This window comes from Micromonospora sp. NPDC049799 (genome assembly GCF_040656655.1).
Taxonomy (GTDB): domain Bacteria; phylum Actinomycetota; class Actinomycetes; order Mycobacteriales; family Micromonosporaceae; genus Micromonospora.
In genome coordinates, this window is record NZ_JBFAMU010000033.1 from 1 (window position 1) to 22,749 (window position 22,749).

General features: G+C 71.5%; 23 protein-coding genes and 2 pseudogenes. 15 read left to right on the plus strand and 10 right to left on the minus strand.

Annotation, left to right across the window (positions count from 1 at the left end):
* Nucleotides 1-187: pseudogene (locus AB0I76_RS05130) on the plus strand (hypothetical protein); the annotation flags it as partial.
* A gap of 32 nt (nucleotides 188-219) precedes the next feature.
* Entirely contained in the window at nucleotides 220-546 is a 327-nt protein-coding gene (locus AB0I76_RS05135; RefSeq protein ID WP_357030097.1) for a DUF3817 domain-containing protein, read from the plus strand.
* A 37-nt stretch (nucleotides 547-583) separates the two neighbouring features.
* Here AB0I76_RS05135 and AB0I76_RS05140 read toward each other — a convergent pair whose 3' ends face one another.
* On the minus strand, nucleotides 584-1,114 hold the full coding sequence (locus AB0I76_RS05140) for a DUF6232 family protein (RefSeq protein ID WP_357030099.1): 531 nt from the start codon (nucleotides 1,112-1,114) through the stop codon (nucleotides 584-586).
* Between the two features lie 495 nt (nucleotides 1,115-1,609).
* Between AB0I76_RS05140 and AB0I76_RS05145 the strand changes: the two genes are divergently transcribed.
* Nucleotides 1,610-2,581 carry an NlpC/P60 family protein gene (locus tag AB0I76_RS05145; RefSeq protein ID WP_357030101.1) on the plus strand — a complete coding sequence of 324 codons (972 nt, stop codon included), beginning with the start codon at nucleotides 1,610-1,612 and terminating at the stop codon, nucleotides 2,579-2,581.
* Nucleotides 2,582-2,653: 72 nt separating this feature from the next.
* Here AB0I76_RS05145 and AB0I76_RS05150 read toward each other — a convergent pair whose 3' ends face one another.
* From AB0I76_RS05150 to AB0I76_RS05160, 3 genes are all read right to left on the minus strand, one after another.
* Complete coding sequence (locus AB0I76_RS05150; RefSeq protein WP_357030103.1) at nucleotides 2,654-3,643, minus strand: sigma-70 family RNA polymerase sigma factor; 990 nt, start codon at nucleotides 3,641-3,643, stop codon at nucleotides 2,654-2,656.
* Between the two features lie 461 nt (nucleotides 3,644-4,104).
* Nucleotides 4,105-5,049, minus strand: a complete 945-nt coding sequence (gene murQ, locus AB0I76_RS05155) for an N-acetylmuramic acid 6-phosphate etherase (RefSeq protein WP_357030105.1) — start codon at nucleotides 5,047-5,049, stop codon at nucleotides 4,105-4,107.
* Nucleotides 5,046-5,960, minus strand: coding sequence for a MurR/RpiR family transcriptional regulator (locus AB0I76_RS05160; protein WP_357030107.1), 915 nt, complete (start codon nucleotides 5,958-5,960; stop codon nucleotides 5,046-5,048). Before AB0I76_RS05160 ends, murQ begins: the two co-directional genes overlap by 4 nt.
* Nucleotides 5,961-6,183: 223 nt before the next feature.
* On the opposite strand from AB0I76_RS05160, the gene AB0I76_RS05165 reads away from it, so the two are divergent.
* The gene (locus AB0I76_RS05165; protein WP_357030110.1) at nucleotides 6,184-6,876 is read left to right on the plus strand and encodes an SDR family NAD(P)-dependent oxidoreductase; all 693 of its coding nucleotides are present in this window, start codon (nucleotides 6,184-6,186) and stop codon (nucleotides 6,874-6,876) included.
* 34 nt (nucleotides 6,877-6,910) lie between these two features.
* Here AB0I76_RS05165 and AB0I76_RS05170 read toward each other — a convergent pair whose 3' ends face one another.
* Nucleotides 6,911-7,627: a dTMP kinase gene (locus AB0I76_RS05170; RefSeq protein WP_357030112.1), complete on the minus strand. Its 717-nt coding sequence runs from the start codon at nucleotides 7,625-7,627 to the stop codon at nucleotides 6,911-6,913.
* Between the two features lie 157 nt (nucleotides 7,628-7,784).
* On the opposite strand from AB0I76_RS05170, the gene AB0I76_RS05175 reads away from it, so the two are divergent.
* The 5 genes from AB0I76_RS05175 (at nucleotide 7,785) to AB0I76_RS05195 (ending at nucleotide 10,216) form a co-directional block, all read left to right on the plus strand.
* Entirely contained in the window at nucleotides 7,785-8,369 is a 585-nt protein-coding gene (locus AB0I76_RS05175; protein ID WP_357030114.1) for a nucleotidyltransferase, read from the plus strand.
* A complete protein-coding gene (locus AB0I76_RS05180) occupies nucleotides 8,366-8,641 on the plus strand; it encodes a hypothetical protein (RefSeq protein WP_357030116.1) in 276 nt (91 codons plus the stop codon). The genes AB0I76_RS05175 and AB0I76_RS05180 overlap by 4 nt, the downstream gene beginning before the upstream one ends.
* A gap of 10 nt (nucleotides 8,642-8,651) precedes the next feature.
* The gene (locus AB0I76_RS05185; protein WP_357030118.1) at nucleotides 8,652-9,428 is read left to right on the plus strand and encodes a metallophosphoesterase; all 777 of its coding nucleotides are present in this window, start codon (nucleotides 8,652-8,654) and stop codon (nucleotides 9,426-9,428) included.
* Nucleotides 9,419-9,562, plus strand: coding sequence for a GPGG-motif small membrane protein (locus AB0I76_RS05190; RefSeq protein ID WP_007464364.1), 144 nt, complete (start codon nucleotides 9,419-9,421; stop codon nucleotides 9,560-9,562). Before AB0I76_RS05185 ends, AB0I76_RS05190 begins: the two co-directional genes overlap by 10 nt.
* A gap of 159 nt (nucleotides 9,563-9,721) precedes the next feature.
* The gene (locus tag AB0I76_RS05195; protein ID WP_357030120.1) at nucleotides 9,722-10,216 is read left to right on the plus strand and encodes a TspO/MBR family protein; all 495 of its coding nucleotides are present in this window, start codon (nucleotides 9,722-9,724) and stop codon (nucleotides 10,214-10,216) included.
* A gap of 48 nt (nucleotides 10,217-10,264) precedes the next feature.
* Here AB0I76_RS05195 and AB0I76_RS05200 read toward each other — a convergent pair whose 3' ends face one another.
* Nucleotides 10,265-11,038 (minus strand): peptidoglycan DD-metalloendopeptidase family protein, encoded by a 774-nt coding sequence (locus AB0I76_RS05200; RefSeq protein ID WP_357030122.1) that lies wholly within the window; start codon nucleotides 11,036-11,038, stop codon nucleotides 10,265-10,267.
* 252 nt (nucleotides 11,039-11,290) lie between these two features.
* Between AB0I76_RS05200 and AB0I76_RS05205 the strand changes: the two genes are divergently transcribed.
* The 5 genes from AB0I76_RS05205 (at nucleotide 11,291) to AB0I76_RS05225 (ending at nucleotide 17,558) form a co-directional block, all read left to right on the plus strand.
* Nucleotides 11,291-12,640, plus strand: coding sequence for an ABC transporter substrate-binding protein (locus tag AB0I76_RS05205; RefSeq protein WP_357030124.1), 1,350 nt, complete (start codon nucleotides 11,291-11,293; stop codon nucleotides 12,638-12,640).
* A gap of 71 nt (nucleotides 12,641-12,711) precedes the next feature.
* Entirely contained in the window at nucleotides 12,712-13,761 is a 1,050-nt protein-coding gene (locus AB0I76_RS05210) for a sugar ABC transporter permease (RefSeq protein WP_357030126.1), read from the plus strand.
* 1 nt (nucleotide 13,762) lies between these two features.
* Nucleotides 13,763-14,728, plus strand: a complete 966-nt coding sequence (locus AB0I76_RS05215) for a carbohydrate ABC transporter permease (protein ID WP_357030128.1) — start codon at nucleotides 13,763-13,765, stop codon at nucleotides 14,726-14,728.
* A gap of 60 nt (nucleotides 14,729-14,788) precedes the next feature.
* Complete coding sequence (locus tag AB0I76_RS05220) at nucleotides 14,789-15,823, plus strand: LacI family DNA-binding transcriptional regulator (RefSeq protein ID WP_357030130.1); 1,035 nt, start codon at nucleotides 14,789-14,791, stop codon at nucleotides 15,821-15,823.
* Nucleotides 15,824-15,884: 61 nt separating this feature from the next.
* Nucleotides 15,885-17,558 (plus strand): alpha-amylase family glycosyl hydrolase, encoded by a 1,674-nt coding sequence (locus AB0I76_RS05225; RefSeq protein WP_357030140.1) that lies wholly within the window; start codon nucleotides 15,885-15,887, stop codon nucleotides 17,556-17,558.
* Between the two features lie 39 nt (nucleotides 17,559-17,597).
* On the opposite strand, the gene AB0I76_RS05230 is transcribed toward AB0I76_RS05225, so the two are convergent.
* From AB0I76_RS05230 to xylA, 4 genes are all read right to left on the minus strand, one after another.
* The gene (locus tag AB0I76_RS05230; protein WP_357030132.1) at nucleotides 17,598-19,019 is read right to left on the minus strand and encodes an MFS transporter; all 1,422 of its coding nucleotides are present in this window, start codon (nucleotides 19,017-19,019) and stop codon (nucleotides 17,598-17,600) included.
* Between the two features lie 283 nt (nucleotides 19,020-19,302).
* On the minus strand, nucleotides 19,303-19,641 hold the full coding sequence (locus AB0I76_RS05235; protein ID WP_357030134.1) for a hypothetical protein: 339 nt from the start codon (nucleotides 19,639-19,641) through the stop codon (nucleotides 19,303-19,305).
* Between the two features lie 168 nt (nucleotides 19,642-19,809).
* Complete coding sequence (gene xylB / locus AB0I76_RS05240; RefSeq protein ID WP_357030136.1) at nucleotides 19,810-21,234, minus strand: xylulokinase; 1,425 nt, start codon at nucleotides 21,232-21,234, stop codon at nucleotides 19,810-19,812.
* 10 nt (nucleotides 21,235-21,244) lie between these two features.
* Nucleotides 21,245-22,432 carry a xylose isomerase gene (gene xylA / locus AB0I76_RS05245; RefSeq protein WP_357030138.1) on the minus strand — a complete coding sequence of 396 codons (1,188 nt, stop codon included), beginning with the start codon at nucleotides 22,430-22,432 and terminating at the stop codon, nucleotides 21,245-21,247.
* 75 nt (nucleotides 22,433-22,507) lie between these two features.
* Between xylA and AB0I76_RS05250 the strand changes: the two are divergent.
* Nucleotides 22,508-22,749, plus strand: a pseudogene (locus AB0I76_RS05250) (sugar kinase); the annotation flags it as partial.

A 22,749-nucleotide genomic window follows, 5' to 3' on the forward strand; every position in this document is an offset into this window, starting at 1 on the left:
GGGGCCACGGCCGGCCGCGTCCGACGCGGGCACCGCGACGCGTCCGGAGGTACGCCGACCGGTGCGCGTCCCCCGCGTACCGGTGGCGACGGCCGGCCCGGACGACCCGGACCTGGACGAGTACAACCGCTACCTGCGATGGCTCAACGACAATCCGGGCGCCCGGCCCGGCGACTATCCCGGCTGACGAATGGGCCGGGTGCGGAAGGACGGACGACGGTGGGCGCAGCCCTGACCCGGTACCGCGTGATCGCCTGGATCGTCGGCGTCGCGCTGATCCTGCTCGTGGTGATCGGCATGCCGCTGAAGTACGGGTTCGACAACCCGGTCGTGGTGGAGACCGTGGGCCAGGTGCACGGCTTCCTCTACATGCTCTACCTGGTGGCCGCCTTCGACCTGGCCCGTCGCGCGGGGTGGCCGCTGAAGCGGATGATCCTGGTGATGCTCGCCGGCACGGTGCCGTTCGTCTCGTTCTACGCCGAGCGCCGGGTCAGCGCCTGGGTCACCGCCCGGCCCGCGCGGACCCCCGAGCCGGTCGCCGGCTGACGTCCACCGTCGGGACACCGACCGCCGGCCGGCCCGTTCAGCGGGTCGGCCGCCACGGGTCCACGAGGGTGGGCGAGTCCTCCCAGCCGCCGTACCGGTGCATCTCCCGGGCTCGGCGCAGCGCCCGGGTGACCTGCCCGAACTGCCGCTCGTCGTCGCTGCTGAACAGCAGGACGTCCTCGGATCGGCGGCGGCCCCACAGCTCGTACGCCGGCGGCCGCCAGCGGTCCCCGGCCAGCGCGAGCAGCACGGGTACCAGGAACACCCCGCCCAGGATCAGGTACGCGCCGGCGGTGAGCCGGTGCAGGCCGCCGGTGAACCCGAGCAGCAGCCCGACTCCCCCGACCATCGTGGCGGTCACGACGACGGCGCGGACCGCGACCCGGTCGTGGGGTCCACGCCCGGTCCGCAGGTGGGTCAGCTCGGCCACCCGCCAGCTGGTGCGGCCGACGGTGAACCGCTCGACGGTGACGATGATCCCCGGCCGGGCGTAGAGCAGCGTGTCGGTGGTTCCGCCCGGCCCGCGCGGGGACCGGTGCGGTCGTGTCGTGGCGCCCCGAGATGTCATGGCTCTCCTCCCGCAGCTGTGGTGCGGGGTCGGCTGCCCACCGGCACCTGCGCGGCGGTGGGACTCCCGGCTCCGGGACCCATTGTGTTGGCCGCCCGCCAGCCGGAGTGCCGCTTTACCGGTGTGATGGGCGCCGGCCACGCCTCCCCACCGCCGGAAAAAGACATCCATGTCGGTCTTATCGGTTATAGCCCGCACCGAACCGGCGGCATACGCCGGGAACGACGAATCGGGCTCACCACCCGTACTGCTACAAGTCGTACGAGTGCCCGCTCCCGGCGACCACACCGAGACCACGCACCGTCACTCGCCTCTGCAGCAATTTCCGCCACTTCGCCAACATTCGCCCCTGCTTTCTCTGCGGGTCACTCGGGCACCGGGTTACCGTGTCCGGGCCGGCCCGGTCGACCGCCGTCCATCCGGACAGCACCGGCCCGGTGCCGTCGAGGAGCCCCAGCAGCCCCGGCGGCCGGTGGGAGAGGAGCACCAACGCTCTTGTCGTCCCTCAGGAAGACGCTGCGCGCCCTCGCGGTCGCCGTGGTGTCGGCCGCGCTGGTCGCACCGGCGGTGCCCGCCCGGGCCGAACCGTCACCCGCCGAGTTGACCCGGCGGATCGAGAAGTCCTCGGCGGAGCTGGAGCGCGTCGTCGAGGCGTACAACGAGCTCCGCGAGAAGATCAAGGCCAACAAGGCCGACGCGGACCGATTACAGGCCCGGCTGGGTCCGCTGGAGCAACAGGCGGAACAGAGTCGTGCGGATGTCAGCGAACTGGCCGTCACCGCGTACAAGACCGGGAACCTGAGCACCGCCGCGGCGCTGCTGCGCGCCGAGGACTCGACCGCACTGCTCGACCGGATCAGCACCATCGACCAGTTGACCCGCCAACGGCAGGAACGGATCGCCACGTTCACCGGCGACCAGCGCCGCCTACTGGCGGAGAAGACCCGCCTGGACGTCACCCTGGAGCGGCAGGCGGCCCAGGCGCGGCAGCTGACCACCGCGAAGACGCGCATCGAACGGGACCTGGCGAAGCTCTACGAGCTGCGCCGCCAGGCGTACGGCCGGGCCACCGAACAGCCCGCGTCCCGCTCGGACAGCGCCAGGGACGCGCCCTCCGTCGCCGGCTCGGCCGGAGTGGCGGTGCGGTACGCGTACGGCGCGCTCGGCAAGCCGTACGTGTGGGGAGCGGACGGGCCGAACGGCTACGACTGCTCCGGACTGACCTCCGCCGCGTGGCGGGCGGCCGGCAAGTCCCTGCCGCACAACACCCGCATGCAGTGGGGCGTGGTGGCCCACATCAGCCGCAGCGAACTGCGTCCGGGTGATCTCGTCTTCTACAGCAACCTCGGGCACATGGGCATCTACGTGGGCTCGGGCCAGGTGATCCATGCGCCCACCTTCGGCCGGAACGTGGAGAAGCGGAGCATCGACCTGCTGCCCCCGTACGGCTACGGCCGGGTCCGCTGACCGGAGGCCGACACGGGAAACGGCCGGCGTCCCCCTATCGGACGCCGGCCGTTCTCCGTCATTACTACCAGCTCAGGCCGCCTGCAGCCCCTCGGCGCGGGCCAGCTCACGGAGCCGGCCGAGGGCCTGGATCTCCAGCTGGCGGATCCGCTCACGGGACAGCGAGAACCGCGAGGCGACCTCGGTGAGCGAGTGCTCCCGGCCGTCCTCCAGCCCGTAGCGGGCCCGCATGATGCCGGCCGAGCGGTCGTCGAGGTGGTTGAGCAGGCCCTCGATCCGCTGCCGCTCCAGGCCGGTCAGGACGATCTCCTCCGGCGAGGGGGCGTCGCTGTCGGCGACCAGGTCACCGAGCTTGGTGTCACCGTCGTCGCCGACCGGGGTGTCCAGCGACACGGTGTCCTGCGACCAGCGGACCAGCTCGTTGACCCGCTCGACGGTGACGCCGAGCGACGCCGCGATCTGCTCCGGCTCCGGGTCGCCGCCCAGCTCACGGGTGAGCTGACGCGCGACGTTGCGCATCCGGTTGACGTCCTCGACCAGGTGCACGGGCAGCCGCACCGTACGCTCCTGCTGCGCGATCGCCCGGCTGATCGCCTGACGGATCCACCAGGTGGCGTAGGTGGAGAACTTGTAGCCCCGCTCGTAGTCGAACTTCTCGACCGCCCGCACCAGGCCGGTGTTGCCCTCCTGGATCAGGTCGAGCATGGGCATGCCCGAGCGGACGTACCGCCGCGCGATCGACACGACCAGGCGCAGGTTGGCCCGGATGAACAGGTCCTTGGCCCGCTCGCCCTCGACGACCAGGCGCTCCAGGTCCTCCCGGTCGACACCCTCGGGAACGCGCTCGGAGCCGAGCAGGTGCTCGGCGTAGAGGCCGGCCTCGATCGCCTTGGAGAGGTCGACCTCCTTGGCGGCGTCCAGCAGTGGCGTCCGGGAGATCTCGTGAAGGTAGACGCCGACCAGGTCACGCTCCTCGGCGACCTCGTCGGTCCGCATGCCGATGTTCTTGTCCACGTTGCTCACGGTCCCCTCGCTCGCGCCGGTTGCCCGGTTCCTTGCCATCCCCACGTCCGTCAGCTCCCTCCCCGTAACTTCCGCTGTGCCCACCGGTGCTGACACCTACACAACAGATGAGACGTGTCGGGGATTCCATGTCGTGAGTCGAAAGTGTCACGAATGCCTGATAATCAGCTGAGAGCACGGTCCATGTTTGCTGTCAGCACCCCATGTGGCCGCGCCCTGTCGGGCACCACGTACGGGCTGGTCGATCGACGGATCCCTGTCCGGCCCGACCATGGCAACACCGCCCGACCGAGTGGCACAGCGACCCGGGTCACCAGCGAGCTGCGATCCTGGTCACTGGCAGATACGCACCGCCGGACCGGTCGGTTCATCCACGCCCGTGGTAATACCCCACCCCCCGGTGAACAATCCGGAGCGCGATTCCATGCCCGTGGCCGGAGAAGGGCGGTGCCAGCGCCGATCCGGTACCGGATGTCCGAATCGCGAGGGCGGGGCGAGGGTCAGGAGGCGAGGAGGGCGATAGCGCCGCGCACCTGGTGGGAGGAGCGGGCGAGGGCGGCGCGCGCGGCGGGAACCCCGGCACCGGAGACGAGCGACACCAGGGCGGTCTTGAGGTCGCCGTCGGCCTCGTGCAGGGCGCGTCGGCAGATCTCCTCGCTGCAGCCGGTGGCCTCCATCAGGATCGAGATCATCCGTCCGCGGAGCTTCGCGTTGGTGGCCACCATGTCGATCATCAGGTTCGAGTAGACCCGCCCCAGGCGCACCATCACGGCCGTGGAGAACGTGTTGAGCACCAGCTTCTGCGCGGTGCCCGCCTTCATCCGGGTCGACCCGGTAACCACCTCGGGGCCGGTGTCCACCCCGATGAAGACGTCCACCGACCCGGCGGCCTCCGCCTCCGGGTTCGCGCAGAGCAACACCGTCGCGGCGCCCTTTGCCCGGGACGCGGCGAGCGCACCCAGGACGTACGGCGTACGCCCGCTGGCGGCGAGACCGACCACGACGTCCCCTGTGCGCACGCATTCGGCGGCCTCGGCCGCGCCGCCCCGGGCGTCGTCCTCGGCGTTCTCGACCGCGCGCCACATGGCGTCCGCTCCGCCGGCCAGGTGGGCGCAGAACCAGTCCCGCGGGGAGTTGAAGGTGGGGGCCAGCTCGGCCACGTCGAGGACGCCGAGGCGGCCGGACGTGCCGGCGCCGAAGTAGTGCACGCGGCGGCCCCCGCGCAGGGCGGTCACCGCCAGGTCGACCGTGGTGGCGATCTGGTCGAGGACGGCGGCGACGGCGGCGGGGACCCGCCGGTCGGCGTCGTTGATCACCGAGAGCACGTCCCGGGTGGACATCAGGTCGAGGTCGACGCTGAGCGGATTACGCCGTTCCGTCGGTGCGCCGACCCGGATCACCGGGCGGCCGGTCACCTCCTGCGGCTCGACCTTGCCGGTCGTCATGCCCGCCTCCGTCCGGGACCCACGCGGCGCGACCGGACCGCCTCGGCGGTCGCCTCGAGCGCCTTGCGGGCCCGGGCCCGGTTGCGCGCCGCCACCCCGACGAAGAGGCAGTCGACGACGGTGAGCTGCGCCAGGCGACTGGCCATCGCCCCGGAGCGGTAGGTGGTCTCCCGGGCGGCCGTGGTGAGGACGAAGTCGGCCACCTCGGTGATCGGCGACCGGGGGAAGTTGGTCAGCGCGACGGTCGCCGCCCCCCGGGACCGTGCCTGCTCCAGCACCTCGATGACGTCCGAGGTGGTGCCGGTGTGGGAGATGCCGATCGCGACGTCGCCCTTGCCGAGCAGGGCGGCCGAGGTGAGCGCGGTGTGCACGTCCGGGAAGTAGAACGAGGTGCGGCCGATCCGGTGCAGCTTCTGCTGGAAGTCCGAGGCGACGAAGCCGCTGGCACCGGCGCCGTACACGTCGATGCGGCCGGCGCCGACGATGGCCTCGACCACCTGCTCGCAGATGGCCGGGTCGAGCTGCTCGGCCGTCTCCTCGACGGCCCGGGCGTCGTTGAAGGCGATCGTGGCGATGATCTGTGCGAGGTCGGCGCCGGGAGGGATGTCGCCACCGACGACCCGCGCGTCCGGCGGCTCGACCCGGCGGGCGGCCTCGGCGGCGAGCCGGATCCGCAGCTGGGGGTAACCGTCCATGCCGACCGAGCGGCAGAACCGGATCACGGTCGCCTCGGAGGTCTCGGCTGCGGTGGCGAGATCCGTGATCGTCCGGCGCGCGGCGTCGGCCGGGTCGGCCACCACCAGTCGCGCGACCCGTTGTTCGGCCGGCGACAGCGACGGGAGGAGACCGCTGATGTGGACGATCAGCCCACCGGACTCGTGACTCGCAGAAACCTTCGGACTCTTCGCCACGGATGAAACTTACTTTCATGAGGCGTGAGCGTCAACCATCACCGTACGTGTTGGGGAAAGTACCGCAATCCGGGAGCCACCGCTCCCGCCCAGCGTGCCATCGCGGGCCGGACACCGCCTCCCCCGGGCGGGCGGCTCCGGCGGCCGGACGGTCGCCCGAGCACGTGACGCCGACGGTCTCCCCCGTCGGTGACCGCGCCGCACCGCGCACTAGCGTGGAGCCATGGCGGATCGCAGTGTGCTGGTCACCGGAGGCACGGGCGGGCTGGGCGGCGCGGTCACCGCGGCCTTCGTCGAGGCGGGCTGGCGGGTGGTCGTACCGGAGCGACCAGGCCGTGGCGCGGCGGACCCGGCGGCTGGCGGACCGGTCCGGCCCGTCGCGGACCTGACCGTGCCGGCCGACGTGGAGCGGGTCGTCGCGACCGCCGCCGGTGAGCCGGCGGCGCCGTTGCGGGCGGTGGTGAACCTGGTCGGCGGATACGCGAGCGGCGGTCTGGTGCACGAGACGCCGATCGACGAACTCGACCGGATGCTGGCGATGAACCTGCGCCCGACCTGGCTGGTGACCCGTGCGGCGCTCCCGCACCTGGTGGCCGCCGGCGGCGGCGCCGTGGTCTGCGTGTCCGCGCGGGCCGCCGTCGCGCCCTTTCCCCGCGCGGCGGCCTACGCGACGTCGAAGGCGGCGGTGCTGGCCTTCGCGAACGCGGTGGCGGTGGAGTACCGGCCGACCGGTGTGCGTTGCAACACGGTGCTCCCCAGCGTCATCGACACCCCCACCAACCGGGCGGCGATGCCCGACGCCGACCACTCGCGCTGGGTCGCCCCGGCCGAGATCGCCCCGGTGATCCGCTTCCTCGCCTCGGACGAGTCGGCACCGACCAGCGGCGCCACCGTCCCGGTCTACGGACGGGCCTGACGGCCCCGGCGGCGGACACCGCGGCACCCACCTGTCAGAGGTGCACCTCGACCGGTACCGGGTCCACCTCCGGCCGGGCGCCCCGGACGGGAGCGGACCGGGGCGACGGGTCAGACGCGGCCAGCCAGGCCGCCAGGTGGTCCTGGATCTGCCGCGCCACCTCGTCCGGCGGGCGATCGGCGTCGACGAGCACGAAGGTCGGGTACTCCGGCAGCGTCCGGTAGGCGGTGGCCGTCGCGGTCAGGTAGCCCATGGACTCGTGGTCGGTCCCGCGCTGTTCGATCCGCCGGTACGCCTCGGCCGGATCGACCGCGAGCAGGAACGTCAGCTGCGGCGGCGGGAAGATCCGGTAGCCCAGGCGGGCGAGGCGTTCCCAGCGCCTGCTGCCGCCGTGGGAACGGATGCTGGCGTACTGGCAGACCGAGTAGCGGTCCATCACCGCGATCCGTCCGGTCAGCAGGCGGCTGAGCAGAGCGCCGGCGATAGCGAGCCACCGCAGCACGGACTCCACCGCCAGCATCCCGTCGCGTCCCACGAGGCGCTGGGCGTCCGGACGGCCGAGCCGGTGCGCGACGCGGCCGAGCCAGCGCCGTCCGCCGGCGTTGCGGTGGTAGGTGGCGGGGAGTCCCGCCAGGGTGAGCGCCTCGGCGAGCCGGTGCGCCTGGGTCGTCTTGCCCGAGCCGTCGATGCCGATCAGGGCGACGGCGCGCAATCGGGCCCTGCCGCGCCGCGCCCGCGATGATCTGGACACCTTCCCCAGACTACGCGACGGGCGCTCGTGCCCTGGGTGTTTGATCCTCTTCCGTCCTGGTTGCCACCTACCCGCGCCCGTGCCAGGTGTGGGCCACGGGGATGCCGGGTACCCGACTTGAACACCATCCCCCTGACCACCACGACGGGAGATCCACATGGCCGAGCGCGGGGACGAGAGCCTGGTCCACACCCTGAAGAAGGTCGCCGCCGTGCTCAAGCAGGAAGAGATCCCGTTCGCGCTGGGCGGCAGCTTCGCCGTGTACGCGCACGGCGGGCACTCCAGCGAACACGACGTCGACTTCCTGATCCGGGAAACCGACGTCGAACGTGCCCTGGAGGCCCTGGTGGCGGCCGGCTTCATCGCCGAGCGCCCGCCGGAGGACTGGCTGGTCAAGGTCTTCGACGACGGGCGGATGGTCGACCTGATCCACCGGCCGATCGAGACCCCGGTCACCGAGGAGACCTTCGCCGACACCGTGGTCCGACCGGTCGACGCCATCCACATGCCGGTGCTCTCGGCGACCCAGCTGATGGTGCACAAGCTGCTCAGCTTCTCCCAGCACTACTGCGACTTCGCCCGGGGCCTGCCGCTGGCCCGGTCACTGCGCGAGCAGATCGACTGGGAACGGGTACGCAAGGAGACGCAGCACTCGCCGTACGCGGAGGCGTTCCTGGTGCTGCTGGACCGGCTGGACGTGGTGCCGTACGCCGACACCACGGGAGGAAAGGGGACACCGTGACCGAGCACCGCGACGTCGCCACGGGACCGCCGGACGAGTACGTCGAGGCGGAGGTCCACCGGCTGCTGACCGAGGACCCGGCCGTGGCCGAACAGGGCATCACCGTTGCCCGCAGGGAGCGCGGCCTCGTGCTGCAGGGCGAGGTGGAGAGCGAACACCGGCGCGAGGAGATCCTGCGCCGGGTGGCCGAGCGCTTCCCGGACGTGCCGGTCACCAGCGACATCGGCGTGATCCGTACGTCCGCGCCCACGGAGATCGAGCAACTGCCCTGAGGGAGGGTTCATGGTGATCCGCATCGCCGCCGTGGGCGACGTGCATCTGGACGAGGACGTGGTCGGCCGCTTCCGGCCGGCCCTGGAGGAACTGCCCGACTGCGCCGACGTGCTGCTGCTCGCCGGTGACCTGACCCGGCACGGCACCGAGGCCGAGGCGCGCTGCGTGGCGCAGGAGTTCGGTGGGTTGGGCGTGCCGGTGGTGACCGTCCTCGGCAACCACGACCACCAGTGCGACCAGGTTCCGCAGGTGGTGAAGGTGCTGGAGGACGCCGGGATCACCGTGCTGGAGGGCAACAGTGTGGTGCTGGACTGCGCCGGCGGCCGGCTCGGCATCGCCGGGGTGAAGGGATTCGGCGGCGGTTTCGCCGGGCGCTGCGCCAGCGACTTCGGCGAGCCGGAGATGAAGGCGTTCGTCCGGACGACGACCGACAGCGCCGACGCCCTAGGGGCGGCGCTGCGCGGACTGGACTGCGACGTGCGGGTGGCGCTCACCCACTACTCGCCGGTGCCGGACACACTCGCCGGTGAGCCGCTGGAGATCTACCCGTTCCTCGGGTCGTACCAGCTCGGCCAGGCCATCGACTCGGCGCCGACCGCGCTGGCCCTGCACGGGCACGCGCACGCGGGCACGGAGAAGGGCACGACGCCGGGCGGCGTACGGGTGCGGAACGTGGCCCACCCGGTGATCCGGCAGGCATACAGCATCTACCACCTGGGAGATCATCTCGACTCGGGCGAGGTTTCCCGCACGGTCAGTTCGGGTATTCAGCGAACATGGAGCTGATTCTCTGGATTCTCGCAGTCGTACTGGTGGTCGCCGGCATCCTCGCGCTGTTCCGTCGGCAGATCCTGTGGGGCATCGTCCTCATCGTGGTCGGTCTCCTGGTCGGCCCGGGTGGTGTGAGCATCTTCAATTGACGAGGCGGCCAGCGGCCGCCGCACCGGACCCGCCGGGGTCGTCGTGACCGGAACTCCGTCCTCCCGACGGGAGCGACCGGCCAGGACGACCCCGGCGTCGTGCTGTCCGGGACGGGACAGCGAGGTTTGCCGACCTGACGGCGGGGAGATATCTCGACCATGGAGATAACCAGGAGCGTCGGACGTACCGACGGCACGCGACGGTGGTGGGCCCTGCTCGGTTTCGGCGCGGCGGTGTTCGTCGCGGCAGCCGTCGGCGGGCTCGGCGTCCAGGGCACCTCGGCGGAGTACGCGAGCCTCGAACAACCCTCCTGGGCGCCACCGTCCTGGCTCTTCGGACCGGTCTGGACCGTGCTCTACGCGATGATCGCGGTGGCCGGCTGGCTGGTCTGGCGACGGGTCGGCTTCGGTCCCGCCGTGTGGGCCTGGGTCACGCAACTGGTCCTCAACGCGATCTGGACGCCGCTCTTCTTCGGCGCCGGCCGCTACGGCCTGGCGTTCGCCGAGATCCTGCTGATGTGGCTGGCGATCGCCGTGACGGTGGTCCTGTTCTGGCGGATCTCCCGCCCGGCGGCGCTGCTGATGCTCCCCTACTGGGCCTGGGTCACCTTCGCCAGCGCGCTCAACTTCGCCATCTGGCAGCTCAACAGCTGACCGGCCGGCCCCGCCGCGGGTTCCGCGGCGGGGCCGACGCATGCCCGCTCAGCAGCGGGGCACGTTCGGGATGTATCCGTCGTGCCCGGTGTACACGTAGGCGTCGGCGATGTAGCGGCCGGTGCCGATCCGGTCCCAGATCGAGCTGGTGCCGTAGGTGCCGGTGACGCTGGTGCCGCTGGTCTGGCAGTAGATCGTGACCCGGGTGCCGTCGGCCACCGTGCCGACCGCGTCGTAGCCGGTTCCGGGGCCGGACCGCACGGTCAGCGCGGTGCCGCTGGTGTTCACCGTGCCGCTGCCGGTGCTCGAGGAGCAGCCGTTGCCGCTGGTGTAGGACTTCGTGCCCCAGTAGAGGGCCAGCGAGCCGTTGAACCGCACCTGGATGTCGTTGCCGTTCAGGCGCTGCTCGTAGTGCAGGTGGGGACCGGTCGAGCCGCCGGTGCTGCCGACCCACCCGATGACCTTCCCGTACCCGACGCTCTGCCCGACGGAGACGTTGAACCCGTTGAGGTGGGCGTAGTAGGTCGTGTAGCCGCCACCGTGGTCGATGCGCACGTACTTGCCGTAACTGGTGCCACCGAGGTCGGTGACCCGGTCGACGGTGCCCGGCGCGCTCGCCACCACCGGGTCGCCGAGGTCGTCGGTGCGGTTGAAGTCGACCGCGTACGCGGGGCTGTGGTCGGTCCGGGTCTGGCCGGACCAGGTCTGGCCGCACGGGAACGGGACCTTGAACGTCGGGGCGGCCGCCGCCGGCGACGCCGGGAGCAGAACGCCCGCGACCAGCAGAGCGACCGTGAGCAGGCTGTACCACCGCTTGGCCATCCAGCACCTCCGATGTTGAAATCCTTCGATCTATTTCATTCAGAGTGACAGATATTGCCGTCGATCGAAAGAGTCCGGCATCTGGGCCGGGAGCGGTCCCACGAGGCGGTGCCACGGTTTCCGGATTGTTACTCGCTCGTGTCCGGCAAGGGGTGGACCCGGTCGGATGCAAGCGCTTACATGTGAGCACGACCATCGGACCGGCGCCACGGTCATCGAGCACGACCCGCGCCGGCAAGGAAGGAGGACGGCATGGCGGTCTTCACCAGACCACGCCAGGCCTTCGTGATCGCCGGCGCACTCGGGCTGGCGCTCAGCGCCACCGCCTGCGGCACCGGCGGCAACGACGACACCAATGACAACGCGGGCTCCCCCGAGTGCTCCGCGTACGAGAAGTACGAGGGTCACGACGGCAAGAAGGTCTCGATCTACTCGTCCATCCGCGAGATCGAGGCCGACCGGCTGGAGCAGTCGTGGGAGCAGTTCTCCAAGTGCACCGGCATCGAGATCGACCACGAGGGCAGCGGTGAGTTCGAGGCGCAGCTCGGGGTCCGGGTCGACGGCGGCAACGCCCCCGACATCGCGTTCATCCCGCAGCCCGGCCTACTCAAGCGCTTCGCCGACGGCGGCAAGCTGAAGGCGGCCAGCGCCGACACCAAGGCGATGGCCGAGGCCAACTACCCGGCCGACTGGCTGAAGTACAGCACCGTCAACGGCACCTTCTACGGCGCCCCGCTCGGCTCGAACGTCAAGTCCTTCGTCTGGTACTCCCCGAAGACGTTCAAGGAGAAGGGCTGGACCGTCCCGCAGTCCTGGGACGACCTGATCAAGCTCAGCGACACCATCGCGGCCAGCGGCACCAAGCCGTGGTGCGCCGGCATCGAGTCCGGTGACGCCACCGGCTGGCCGGCCACCGACTGGATCGAAGACCTGATGCTGCGGACGCAGACCCCCGAGGTCTACGACCAGTGGACCAGCCACGGCATCCCGTTCAACGACCCGAAGGTCGCCGAGGCCCTCGACCGGGCCGGCACCATCCTCAAGAACGAGAAGTACGTCAACGGCGGCTTCGGCGGCGTGAAGAGCATCGCCACCACCTCCTTCCAGGAGGCCGGCGTGCCGATCACCACCGGCAAGTGCGCGCTGCACCGGCAGGCGTCGTTCTACGCCAACCAGTGGCCCGAGGGCACCAAGGTGGCCGAGGACGGCGACGTGTTCGCGTTCTACTTCCCGGCCATCGACCCGGCCAAGGGCAAGCCGGTGCTGGGCGGCGGCGAGTTCGTCGCGGCCTTCGCCGACCGGCCCGAGGTGCAGGCGGTGCAGACCTACCTCGCCTCCGGCGAGCACGCCAACAGCCGCGCCAAGATCGGCGACTGGGTGTCGGCGAACAACAAGCTCGACCTGGCCAACGTGGCGAACCCGATCGACAAGCTCTCCGTCCAGATCCTCCAGGACAAGAGCTCGGTCTTCCGCTTCGACGGTTCCGACCTGATGCCGGCCGCAGTCGGCGCCGGAACCTTCTGGAAGGGCATGGTCGACTGGGTCAACGGCAAGGACACGGCGACGGTGCTCCAGGGCATCGAGAGCAGCTGGCCGAAGTGATCTCCTGACGACGGGCCGGTCCGCGGTGCGGACCGGCCCGTTGTCCGACCTGAGCCCCCGAGGGAGGGTTGATGAACTTCGACTTCGCTGACGAACAGCCGAAGCTCCTCATGCTGATGTACGGGCTGGTCGCGTTCGTCGCGGTGGTGGGGGGCCTGCTCCTCCTGCTCGACGTCGTACCCGCCTGGTTCGCCCGGCGCCGGGAGGCGCAACTGGTGGCGGCGTCGGTGGGCGGCGGACCGCTCCCCCGGCGGCCGAAGCAGCGGGAGGGGCTCTTCGCGCTCTTCTTCCTGCTGCCCACCGTCCTGCTGCTCCTGGTCGGGCTGGTGGTGCCGGCCATCCGGACCGTGCTGCTGTCCTTCATGGACCGCACCAGCACCGACTGGGTCGGCCTGCGCAACTACGGGTGGATGTTCAGCGAGGACGCGATCGTCCGGGTGCTGACCAACACCCTCCTCTGGGTCATCCTGGTGCCGCTGGTGGCCACCGCGTTCGGCCTGCTCTACGCGATCATGGTGGACCGGGCCCGGTTCGAGGCGGTCGCCAAGTCGCTGATCTTCCTGCCGATGGCGATCTCGATGGTCGGCGCCACGATCATCTGGCGCTTCATCTACGCCTACCGGGGCGAGGGCGAGCAACAGATCGGCCTGCTGAACCAGATCGTGGTGAGCGTGGGCGGCACGCCACAGTCGTGGCTGCAGGAGTCACCGCTCAACACGTTCCTGCTGATCATCATCATGATCTGGATCCAGGCCGGCTTCGCCATGGTGGTGCTGTCCGCCGCGATCAAGGCGATCCCGGCCGACATCGTCGAGGCCGCCCGTTTGGACGGGGTCACCCCCTGGCAGATGTTCTGGCAGATCACCATGCCGAGCATCCGCCCGGCGCTCATCGTCGTGGTGGTGACGCTGTCGATCGCCACGCTCAAGGTCTTCGACATCGTGCGCACCGCGACCAACGGCAACTACGAGACCAGCGTGATCGCCAACGAGATGTACAACCAGGCGTTCCGCTACGGCGAGAACGGCCAGGGCTCGGCGCTGGCGGTCTTCCTGTTCGTCCTGGTCGTGCCCATCGTGCTGTACCAGATCCGTAACCTGCGCCAGCAGCGGGAGGGCTGAGATGACCACCGCCACGCCCACCGTCGCCGTCGGCACCCAGAAGGTCGACCCCACCCCGGGTCGGGCCACCCGGGTGCGCAAGCGGCTGAACACCCGTACCGCGACGCTGATCTCGGTCGTCATCGCGGTGCTCTGGACGATCCCGACCTTCGGCCTGCTGATCTCCTCGGTCCGGCCGGAGGACGAGATCAAGTCCACCGGCTGGTGGACGTTCTTCACCAGTCCGCAGTTCACCCTGGAGAACTACCAGGAGGTGCTGTTCGGCCGGTCGTCGTCGTCCGGGCAGCTCGCCAGCTACTTCATCAACTCGCTGGCCATCACCATCCCCTCGGTGCTGTTCCCGCTCGCCTTCGCGGCGCTGGCCGCGTACGCGCTGGCCTGGATCAACTTCCGCGGGCGGGACTGGATGTACATCGCGATCTTCGCGTTGCAGATCGTGCCCCTGCAGATGGCGCTGGTGCCCCTGCTCAGGTTCTTCTCCACCGGTGTCACCCTGGCCGGCGTCACCCTGCTGCCGGCCTGGGACCTCGACGGCTCGCAGAAGTTCGCGCAGGTGTGGTTCGCGCACACCTGCTTCGCGCTCCCGTTCGCCGTCTTCCTGCTGCACAACTTCATCTCGCAACTGCCCAAGGATCTGATGGAGGCGGCCCGCGTCGACGGCGCCACCCACCCGAAGATCTTCCGCACCATCGTCCTGCCCCTGATCGTCCCCGCGCTCGCCGCGTTCGGCATCTTCCAGTTCCTCTGGGTCTGGAACGACCTGCTGGTCGCGTTGATCTTCGCGGGGGGCAGTGACGAGACCGCCCCGCTCACCGTCCGGCTCGCCGAGATGGCCGGTACGCGGGGCAACGAGTGGCAGCGGCTGACCGCCGGCGCGTTCGTGTCGATGGTCGTACCGCTGATCGTGTTCCTGTCCCTCCAGCGCTACTTCGTACGCGGCCTGCTCGCCGGCAGCGTCAAGGGCTGACCCGAACTCCGCCGCCGCCGGATCCGGCGGCGGCGGAGTCCGGCGCGGAGCGGGGGTGCCGTGACAAAGATCGACGACGTCGCGCGGTTGGCCGGCGTCTCCACCGCCACCGTCTCGCGGGCGCTGCGTGGCCTGCCGACGGTGTCCGCGTCCACCCGCCGCCGCGTGCTCGCAGCCGCCGAGCAGCTCGACTACCGCGTCTCGCCGAGCGCGTCGCGGCTGGCCGGCGGCCGGACCGGCACGATCGCCGTGGTGGTCCCGCGGATCACCCGCTGGTTCTTCGGGACGGTGGTGGAAGCGGTCGAGGAGTTCCTCTACCAGAGCGGCTACGACCTGCTGCTCTACAACCTCGGCGGGCGGGAACAGATCCGGCAGCGGGTGCTGAGCACCGCCAACCTGCACAAGCGGGTGGACGGCATCATGCTGGTCGCCACCCCGCTGCACCGCACCGACCTGCCCGCCCTCACCGCTCTGGACCTGCCGGGGGTGACGGTCAGCTCCGGTACGGCGGTGCCGGGCTGGCCCTGCGTACGCGTCGACGACGTGGCGGCCGCGCGGGCCGCCACCCGGCACCTGCTCGACCTCGGTCACCGGCGGATCGCGCACATCTCCGGCGACCCCGACGACGAACTGGCCTTCACCACCCACCTGGACCGCCGACGCGGCTACCTGGCGGCGCTGCGGGCCGCCGGCATCACCCCGGACCCCAGCCTGGACGTCGAGTCGCAGTTCACCATCGACGGCGGTACCCGGGCCGCCGAGGAGCTGCTGCGCCGGGGGGACCCACCCACGGCGATCTTCGCCGCCTGCGACGAGATGGCGATGGGGGCGATGACCGCGCTGCGCGACGCCGGGCTGCGGGTGCCGCAGGACGTCAGCGTCATCGGCATCGACGACCACGACCTCGCCGGCGTGCTGGGGCTGAGCACGATCGCCCAGCCGGCCGCCGCGCAGGGCCTGCTGGCCGCCCGGATCCTGCTGGACCCGCTGGTCGGCCACAGCCTGGACCCGCCCGCCGACCCGCCCGGGTCGCCGGTGATCCTGCCCACTCGGCTGGTGGTCCGTGAATCGACCGCCCCTCCCCGGGCAGACTGAACGACAGCCATCCGTGGGCACGCCCCTCGACATCGCACGGCTCGACACACGGGAGAAGGCCCTGAACAGCAACCCGACGCACCAGGACACGTCCGCCGACGCGGCCACCGGCTGGTGGACCGAGGCCGTCATCTACCAGATCTACCCGCGCTCGTTCGCCGACTCCGACGGCGACGGGATCGGCGACCTGCCGGGGATCACCGCGCGCCTCGACCACCTCGCCGAGCTGGGCGTGGACGCCGTCTGGCTCTCGCCGTTCTACCCGTCACCGCAGGCCGACGCCGGGTACGACGTGGCCGACTACCGGGACGTCGACCCGCTCTTCGGCACCCTCGCCGACGCGGACAAGATGATCGCCGAGGCCCGCGCACGTGGCCTGAAGGTCATCGTCGACCTGGTGCCCAACCACACCTCGTCGGCGCACCGGTGGTTCCGGGCGGCGCTGCCGGCCGCACCGGGCAGCCCCGAGCGCGACCGGTACGTCTTCCGCGACGGCAAGGGTCCGGACGGCGCGCAGCCGCCGAACGACTGGCAGAGCGTCTTCGGCGGCCCCGCCTGGACCCGGGTCACCGAGGCCGACGGGCGGCCCGGCCAGTGGTACCTGCACCTGTTCGACACCGGACAGCCAGACCTCAACTGGGACAACCCGGAGGTACGGGCGGAGTTCCTGGACGTGCTCCGGTTCTGGCTGGACCGGGGCGTCGACGGCTTCCGTGTGGACGTGGCCCACGGCCTGATCAAGCAGGCCGACCTGGCCGACTGGGAGGAGCCGCAGGAGATCCTCTCCGGGCAGGAGGTCGACAAGCCCCGACCGCCGATGTGGGACCAGGACGGCGTGCACGACATCTACCGGGAGTGGCGGGCCCTGCTGGACAGCTACCCGGGCGAGCGCGTTCTGGTCGCCGAGGCGTGGGTCGAGCCGGCCGAGCGGCTGGTCCGGTACGTGCGGCCGGACGAGATGCACCAGGCGTTCAACTTCGAGTACCTGCTCGCCTCCTGGACGGCGCCGGCCCAGTACGCGGTGGTGACCCGCTCGCTGGAGGCCACCGACGCCGTCGGCGCCCCGACCACCTGGGTGCTCTCCAACCACGACGTGGTGCGGCACGCCTCCCGGCTGGGCCTGGACACCAGCGGTGGCCGGCCGAACGGCATCGGCATCGGCGACCCGCAGCCGGACGCCGCGCTCGGGCTGCGCCGGGCCCGGGCGGCCTCGCTGCTGATGCTCGCCCTGCCCGGCTCGGCGTACCTCTACCAGGGCGAGGAGCTGGGGCTTCCCGAGCACACCACGATGCCCGACGAGGCCCGGCAGGACCCGACCTGGCTGCGCAGCGGGCACACCCAGCGCGGCCGGGACGGCTGCCGGGTGCCGATCCCGTGGGAGGCCGACGCGCCGTCGTACGGGTTCGGACCGACCGACGCGAGCTGGCTGCCGCAGCCGCCGATGTGGGCGGAGTACGCGCTGGACCGGCAGCGTGACGTCCCCGGCTCGACGTACGAGCTGTACCGGACCGCGCTGCGGCTGCGCCGCGAGCACGGGCTCGGCCGGGGCACCCTGCGGTGGCGCGAGTCCGGCGACGAGGTGCTGGCGTTCGACAACGCCGGCCTGACCGTGCTGACCAACTTCGGCGCCGCCGCCGTACCGCCGCCGGCGGGCGAGCTGGTGGCCGCGAGCGGCCCGCTGGACGCCGACGGCCGGGTCCCGACCGACGTGACGGTCTGGGTGCGGTCCGCCTGACGGATCAGGGGGAGGGCAGCCTCGCGGGCGGCCCTCCCCCTACAGCTTCTCGGCGCGGGCCTGGAGCACCTCGTGGACGGCGGCGATGTCGTCCGGCGAACTGCGCGACGCCAGCCAGTACATGATCCCGGTGGGGATGAAGAAGAGCTGGAAGGCGGCCAGGCCGACCGCGTAGTTCAACGGCGGCGGGAAGGCCGCCCGCAGGCCGTGGAAGGCCACGCCGACCAGACCGTTGCCGGCCGCCCGGCCGACACCGTTGACCAGATTGCCGAGGCTGTAGACGGTGCCCCGGTGCTCCGGCGGGTTGACGTCGGCGATGAGCGCGAACCAGTTCGGCGAGTTGGCCGAGGTCAGCGCCAGCGCCACCACGGCGGTCACCAGGCTCAGCCCGACCGTCGGCTCGCTGACCACGCTGGCCAGCACCGCCGCGACCACCGCCCCGGAGCCGGCGCCGTCGGGCACGTCGATGCGGATCGGCACGAAGAACAACACCAGGTAGAACGGCAACGCCGCGAGGACCCCGACCGCCGCGACCCGGGCCCGGCCCGAAGGCGTACGCCGTTGCAGCGCGTCCCCGGCCAACCCGCCGAGGATCGAGAAGACCCCGCCCAGCTGGAACAGGGTGGCGAAGACGCTCCCCACCACCACGGCTGTGGCCGGCGAGTACCCCTGGTCCTTCGCCCGCTCCGCGAACAGGACCGGCAACCACACCAGCGAGCCGAAGGCGGCCTGCGCGGTGAGGCCCTGGAGGATCAGCCACCGGTTCGTCCGCCGGCCGAGGATCCGCGGCAGGTCGGCCCGGGTGATCCGGTAGTCGTACTCGGCGCCGCCGGCCAGCACGTCGGCCAGCTCCGGTTCGCTCTCGCCCCGCCGGATGTCGAAGGTGAACAGGTACGCGACGGTGGCGGCCAGCCCGACGACGGTCAGCAGCAGGAAGGGCCGCCGCCAGTCGGCGGCGCCGAGCAGCCCGCCGACCAGCGTCCCGGCCAGCGTGCCGACGCCCTGGGACAGGCCCCAGAAGCTCATGACGAGGCCCCGGCGGCGGGGCGAGATCAGGTCGGTCACCACGGAGAACCCGACCGAGCCGACCGCGCCGAGCCCGACCGCCGCTACCAGTTGGGCGGCGAGGAACGCCGGATAGGCGGTCGCTACAGCGCTCCCCCCGGTGCCGACCGCCCAGATCACCGTGCCGACCATCAGCAGCGGCTTGCGGTTCGTCCGGTCGCCGACGTACGCCCAGCCGACCGCGGCGACCGCGCTGACCAGGAAGCTGACGGCGGTGACCAGGCCGAGCAGGCGCTGCGGGACCTCGAACGTGTCGGCGATCGGCCCGTAGAGGGGTGGCACCAGGCCGATCGCCACGTTGTCCAGCGAGGCGAGCAGCACGAAGACCACCACGCTGTAGAACCGGTGCCCCGCGCCGCCACCCCACGCCCGTGGACCGGGCCCGATCAAGGTCATGACCGGGAGCCAACCAGGACCAGATAACAACCGGGTGACGTCCCCGAGCTACGGGTAGCCGAGCCGGCACGCGACGCGAGCCGAGGCACGCGAAACCGTTCCGCGACCCGGCCCCGCAAACCGGGGTGGCAAGAATGCAAGCCTCAGACCTCCCTGACGTGAACGCAATTGTTGCATTCACTGCCGGAGTTCGCCTGATGCTCAGGGTTTCCCACTGGAACGGGAAGGAGAAAGTCGCGCTCCACTCACGCGACTTTCTCCTTTATTCCACGGCTGCGCTATTTCAGCGTCGGTCGTAGCCGCTCGACGTGAGATACGGGTACGTCGAATTGCAGTAGGCGTCCGACCAGCCGCCGCCGACCGAGATCCACGGGCCGTACCGCCAGGTGCCCTTGTTGTAGTCGTTCACGCAGTAGGCCTTGGCACGGTACTGGCCTGTGCCGTTGTAGCACTTGACGGTGGCCCCCTGGGGCTGCCAGGTCCAGGAGCCGGTCGAACAGTTGCTGGGGAGCGCGAATGCCGGGGCAGCGGCCACCCCGATCACCCCGAGGCTCGTCGCGCTGGTCAACAGTGCGGTTGCGGCAAGCAGACGTAGTGCTTTTTGAGGGCGCATCTTCGCCATGAATTGCTTCCTCTCCCCGTGGTCGCCGCCGCCTCACGCTGCGACGTTCACGTATTTCTATCTCATGAGGAATGCGTAGCGCAAGAGCCGATCACTCTTGGCGATCTCACGATCGAGATTCCGGCACCACCGGCTCCATTCCCTCTCTACCATCGAGGTCCGTCGCGTTCAGCTCGTGGCGTCCCGGAACTCGGCGTACCGGGCACGGACGGCGCGCAGCGGTTCGCCGTCGTACCGTTCACCGGCGCCGCTGGACCAGACCGGCGGTTCGGCGCCGCCCAGGGCGACCCAGGCGGCCTGGCGGGCGGCGCCGTCGGCGACGTACTCCCCTGGCGGCGGCACGACCACCGGGCAGCCGAACACCTGCGGGGCGATCCGGCGCACCGCCGCGGAGCGGGCGCCGCCGCCGACCAGGATCACCCGCCGCACCGTCGCGCCCTGGGTGGTGAGCGCGTCGAGGCCGTCGGCGAGCGCGCAGAGCATCCCCTCCACGGCGGCCCGGGCCAGGTGCGCGGGGGTCGAGGTGCGCAGCGTCAGCCCGTGCACCGCGCCGGTGGCGTCCGGCCGGTTCGGGGTCCGCTCCCCTTCCAGGTACGGCACCAGGACCAGGCCGTCCGCGCCGGGCGGTGCGGCGAGCGCCAGGTCGGCAAGCTCGTCGAGGCTGACGCCGAGCAGCCTCGCGGTGGCGTCGAGCACCCGAGCGGCATTGAGCGTGCAGACCAGCGGCAGGAAGCGGCCGGTGAGGTCGGCGAAGCCGGCCACGATGCCCTCCGGGTCCGCCGCCGGGGCGTCCGCGACGCTGAACACGGTGCCGGAGGTGCCGATGGAGACGACCACGTCGCCGGGGCCTGCGCCGACACCGAAGGCGGCGGCGGCGTTGTCGCCCGCCCCCGGGCCGAGCCGGGCCACTGCGGCGGGACCGCCGAGCGCGGACGGGTCGAGCTGGCCGGCGACCTCGGCCGGACCGAGCACCCGGGGCACGGTCACGACCCGGCCGAGCGCCCGTTCCAGCAGGTCGAGCCGGTACTCGCCGGTTGCCGGGGACCAGTAGCCGGTGCCGCTGGCGTCGCTGCGGTCGGTACGCAGCGCGTCCAGGCCGGGAGCGCCCGCCAGCCGCCAGGTCAGCCAGTCGTGCGGCAGACAGACGGCCGCCACCCGGGCGGCGTTCGCCGGCTCCTGCCGGGCCAACCAGCGGAGCTTGGTGACGGTGAAGCTGGCCACCGGCACGGAGCCCACCGCGTCCGCCCAGAAGCGCCGGCCGGTCTCGTCACCGCCCGCCTCCGCGATCAGGTCCGCGGCGGCACCCGCCGACCGCGTGTCGTTCCACAGCAGCGCCGGGCGGACCACCGCGCCGGTCCCGTCCAGACAGACCATGCCGTGCTGCTGCCCGGCGACGGAGACGGCGGCCACGTCGGCCAGGCCGCCCGCGGCGTCCACGGCGGCCCGCAGGGCGGCCCACCAGGCCTCCGGAGCGACCTCGGTGCCGTCCGGGTGCGGTGCCCGGCCCTCCCGGACCAGGGCACCGGTCTCCGCGTCGCGGACGACGACCTTGCAGGACTGGGTCGACGAGTCGACCCCGGCGACGAGCGGCACGGCCGGCCCCTCAGCGGGCGCCGAGCAGGTGCTCGACGGCGAGCTGGTTGAGCCGGACGAAGCCGAGTCCCTTCGCCGCGGCCGCGTCGACGTCGAACCGCTCGAACGCGGAGGTGTCCGCGAGCAGCTCGGCGTAGCCCTCCCCGGGGGCGAGGGTCGGCGTGGCCAGCTCGGCGACCCGGCTCGCGGCGAGGGCCTCGGCCACCTCCGGGTCCGCCCGGAAGGCCGCGGCCCGCTCCTTGAGCAGCAGGTACGTGCGCATGTTCGCCTCGGCCGACGCCCAGACGCCGGTCATGTCCTCGGTGCGGGAGGGCTTGTAGTCGAAGTGGCGTGGCCCCTCGTACGCGGGACCGCCGGCCGGGCCGCCGTGCTCCAGCAGGTCGACCAGGGCGAACGCGTTGAGCAGGTCACCGTGGCCGAAGACCAGGTCCTGGTCGTACTTGATGCCGCGCTGGCCGTTGAGGTCGATGTGGAACAGCTTGCCCTGCCACAGCGCCTGGGCGATGCCGTGGGCGAAGTTGAGCCCGGCCATCTGCTCGTGGCCGACCTCCGGGTTGAGGCCGACCAGCTCCGGGTGGGCCAGGGTGGAGATGAACGCCAGCGCGTGCCCGACGGTGGGCAGCAGGATGTCGCCGCGCGGCTCGTTCGGCTTGGGCTCCAGGGCGAAGCGCAGGTCGTAGCCGCGGTCGACGACGTACTGGCAGAGCAGGTCGACGCCCTCCCGGTAGCGGTCCAGCGCCGCCTGCACGTCCTTGGCGACGTCGTACTCGGAGCCCTCCCGGCCGCCCCACATGACGAAGGTGCGGGCGCCCAGCTCGGCGGCGAGGTCGACGTTGCGCAGCACCTTGCGCAGCGCGTACCGCCGTACGTCGCGGTCGTTGCTGGTGAAGCCGCCGTCCTTGAAGACCGGGTGGGTGAAGAGGTTGGTGGTGACCATCGGCACCACCAGGCCGGTCTCGTCGAGGGCCTTGCGGAACCGGGCGATGTGCTGGTCACGGGTGGCGGCGTCGGCGCCGAACGGGATCAGGTCGTCGTCGTGGAACGTGATCCCGTACGCGCCGAGCTCGGCGAGCCGGTGCACCGCCTCGACCGCGTCCAGCTCCGGCCGGGTGGCGTCGCCGAAGGGATCGCGGGCCTGCCAGCCCACCGTCCAGAGACCGAAGGAGAACTTGTCGGCGGGGGTGGGACGGGGTGCCATGGCAGACCTCCGGGGTGTCGTCCGCTATTTGTTCAGTGGTTGAATTATTTGACCGACGTGTGACAGTGTCAAGGGGTGAGCCGACCCGACTCCCCCGCCGGCGCGGTACGGCAGGCCAGCCTGCGCGAGCTCAACCTCGCCCTGGTGCTCGGCCGGATCGCCGCCGCCGACCGGCCGCCGTCCCGCGCCGACCTGGCCGCCGAGACCGGCCTGACCCGGGCCACAGTCTCCTCTGGACTGGGCCGACGTCAACGAGCCGGAGGAGCTGACCGGCGTCGTCGGTCACCTGGGCCACGCGGTCGCCCGGATGCACTCGG

Coding starts and splice junctions, on each gene's coding strand:
- AB0I76_RS05140 (WP_357030099.1), bottom strand. CDS start 1,114: ATGACATCTCGGGGCGCCACGACACGACCGCACCGGTCCCCGCGCGGG.
- AB0I76_RS05150 (WP_357030103.1), bottom strand. CDS start 3,643: ATGGCAAGGAACCGGGCAACCGGCGCGAGCGAGGGGACCGTGAGCAAC.
- murQ (WP_357030105.1), bottom strand. CDS start 5,049: ATGACGACCGGCAAGGTCGAGCCGCAGGAGGTGACCGGCCGCCCGGTG.
- AB0I76_RS05165 (WP_357030110.1), top strand. CDS start 6,184: ATGGCGGATCGCAGTGTGCTGGTCACCGGAGGCACGGGCGGGCTGGGC.
- AB0I76_RS05175 (WP_357030114.1), top strand. CDS start 7,785: ATGGCCGAGCGCGGGGACGAGAGCCTGGTCCACACCCTGAAGAAGGTC.
- AB0I76_RS05185 (WP_357030118.1), top strand. CDS start 8,652: ATGGTGATCCGCATCGCCGCCGTGGGCGACGTGCATCTGGACGAGGAC.
- AB0I76_RS05190 (WP_007464364.1), top strand. CDS start 9,419: ATGGAGCTGATTCTCTGGATTCTCGCAGTCGTACTGGTGGTCGCCGGC.
- AB0I76_RS05195 (WP_357030120.1), top strand. CDS start 9,722: ATGGAGATAACCAGGAGCGTCGGACGTACCGACGGCACGCGACGGTGG.
- AB0I76_RS05200 (WP_357030122.1), bottom strand. CDS start 11,038: ATGGCCAAGCGGTGGTACAGCCTGCTCACGGTCGCTCTGCTGGTCGCG.
- AB0I76_RS05205 (WP_357030124.1), top strand. CDS start 11,291: ATGGCGGTCTTCACCAGACCACGCCAGGCCTTCGTGATCGCCGGCGCA.
- AB0I76_RS05210 (WP_357030126.1), top strand. CDS start 12,712: ATGAACTTCGACTTCGCTGACGAACAGCCGAAGCTCCTCATGCTGATG.
- AB0I76_RS05215 (WP_357030128.1), top strand. CDS start 13,763: ATGACCACCGCCACGCCCACCGTCGCCGTCGGCACCCAGAAGGTCGAC.
- AB0I76_RS05230 (WP_357030132.1), bottom strand. CDS start 19,019: ATGACCTTGATCGGGCCCGGTCCACGGGCGTGGGGTGGCGGCGCGGGG.
- AB0I76_RS05235 (WP_357030134.1), bottom strand. CDS start 19,641: ATGGCGAAGATGCGCCCTCAAAAAGCACTACGTCTGCTTGCCGCAACC.
- xylA (WP_357030138.1), bottom strand. CDS start 22,432: ATGGCACCCCGTCCCACCCCCGCCGACAAGTTCTCCTTCGGTCTCTGG.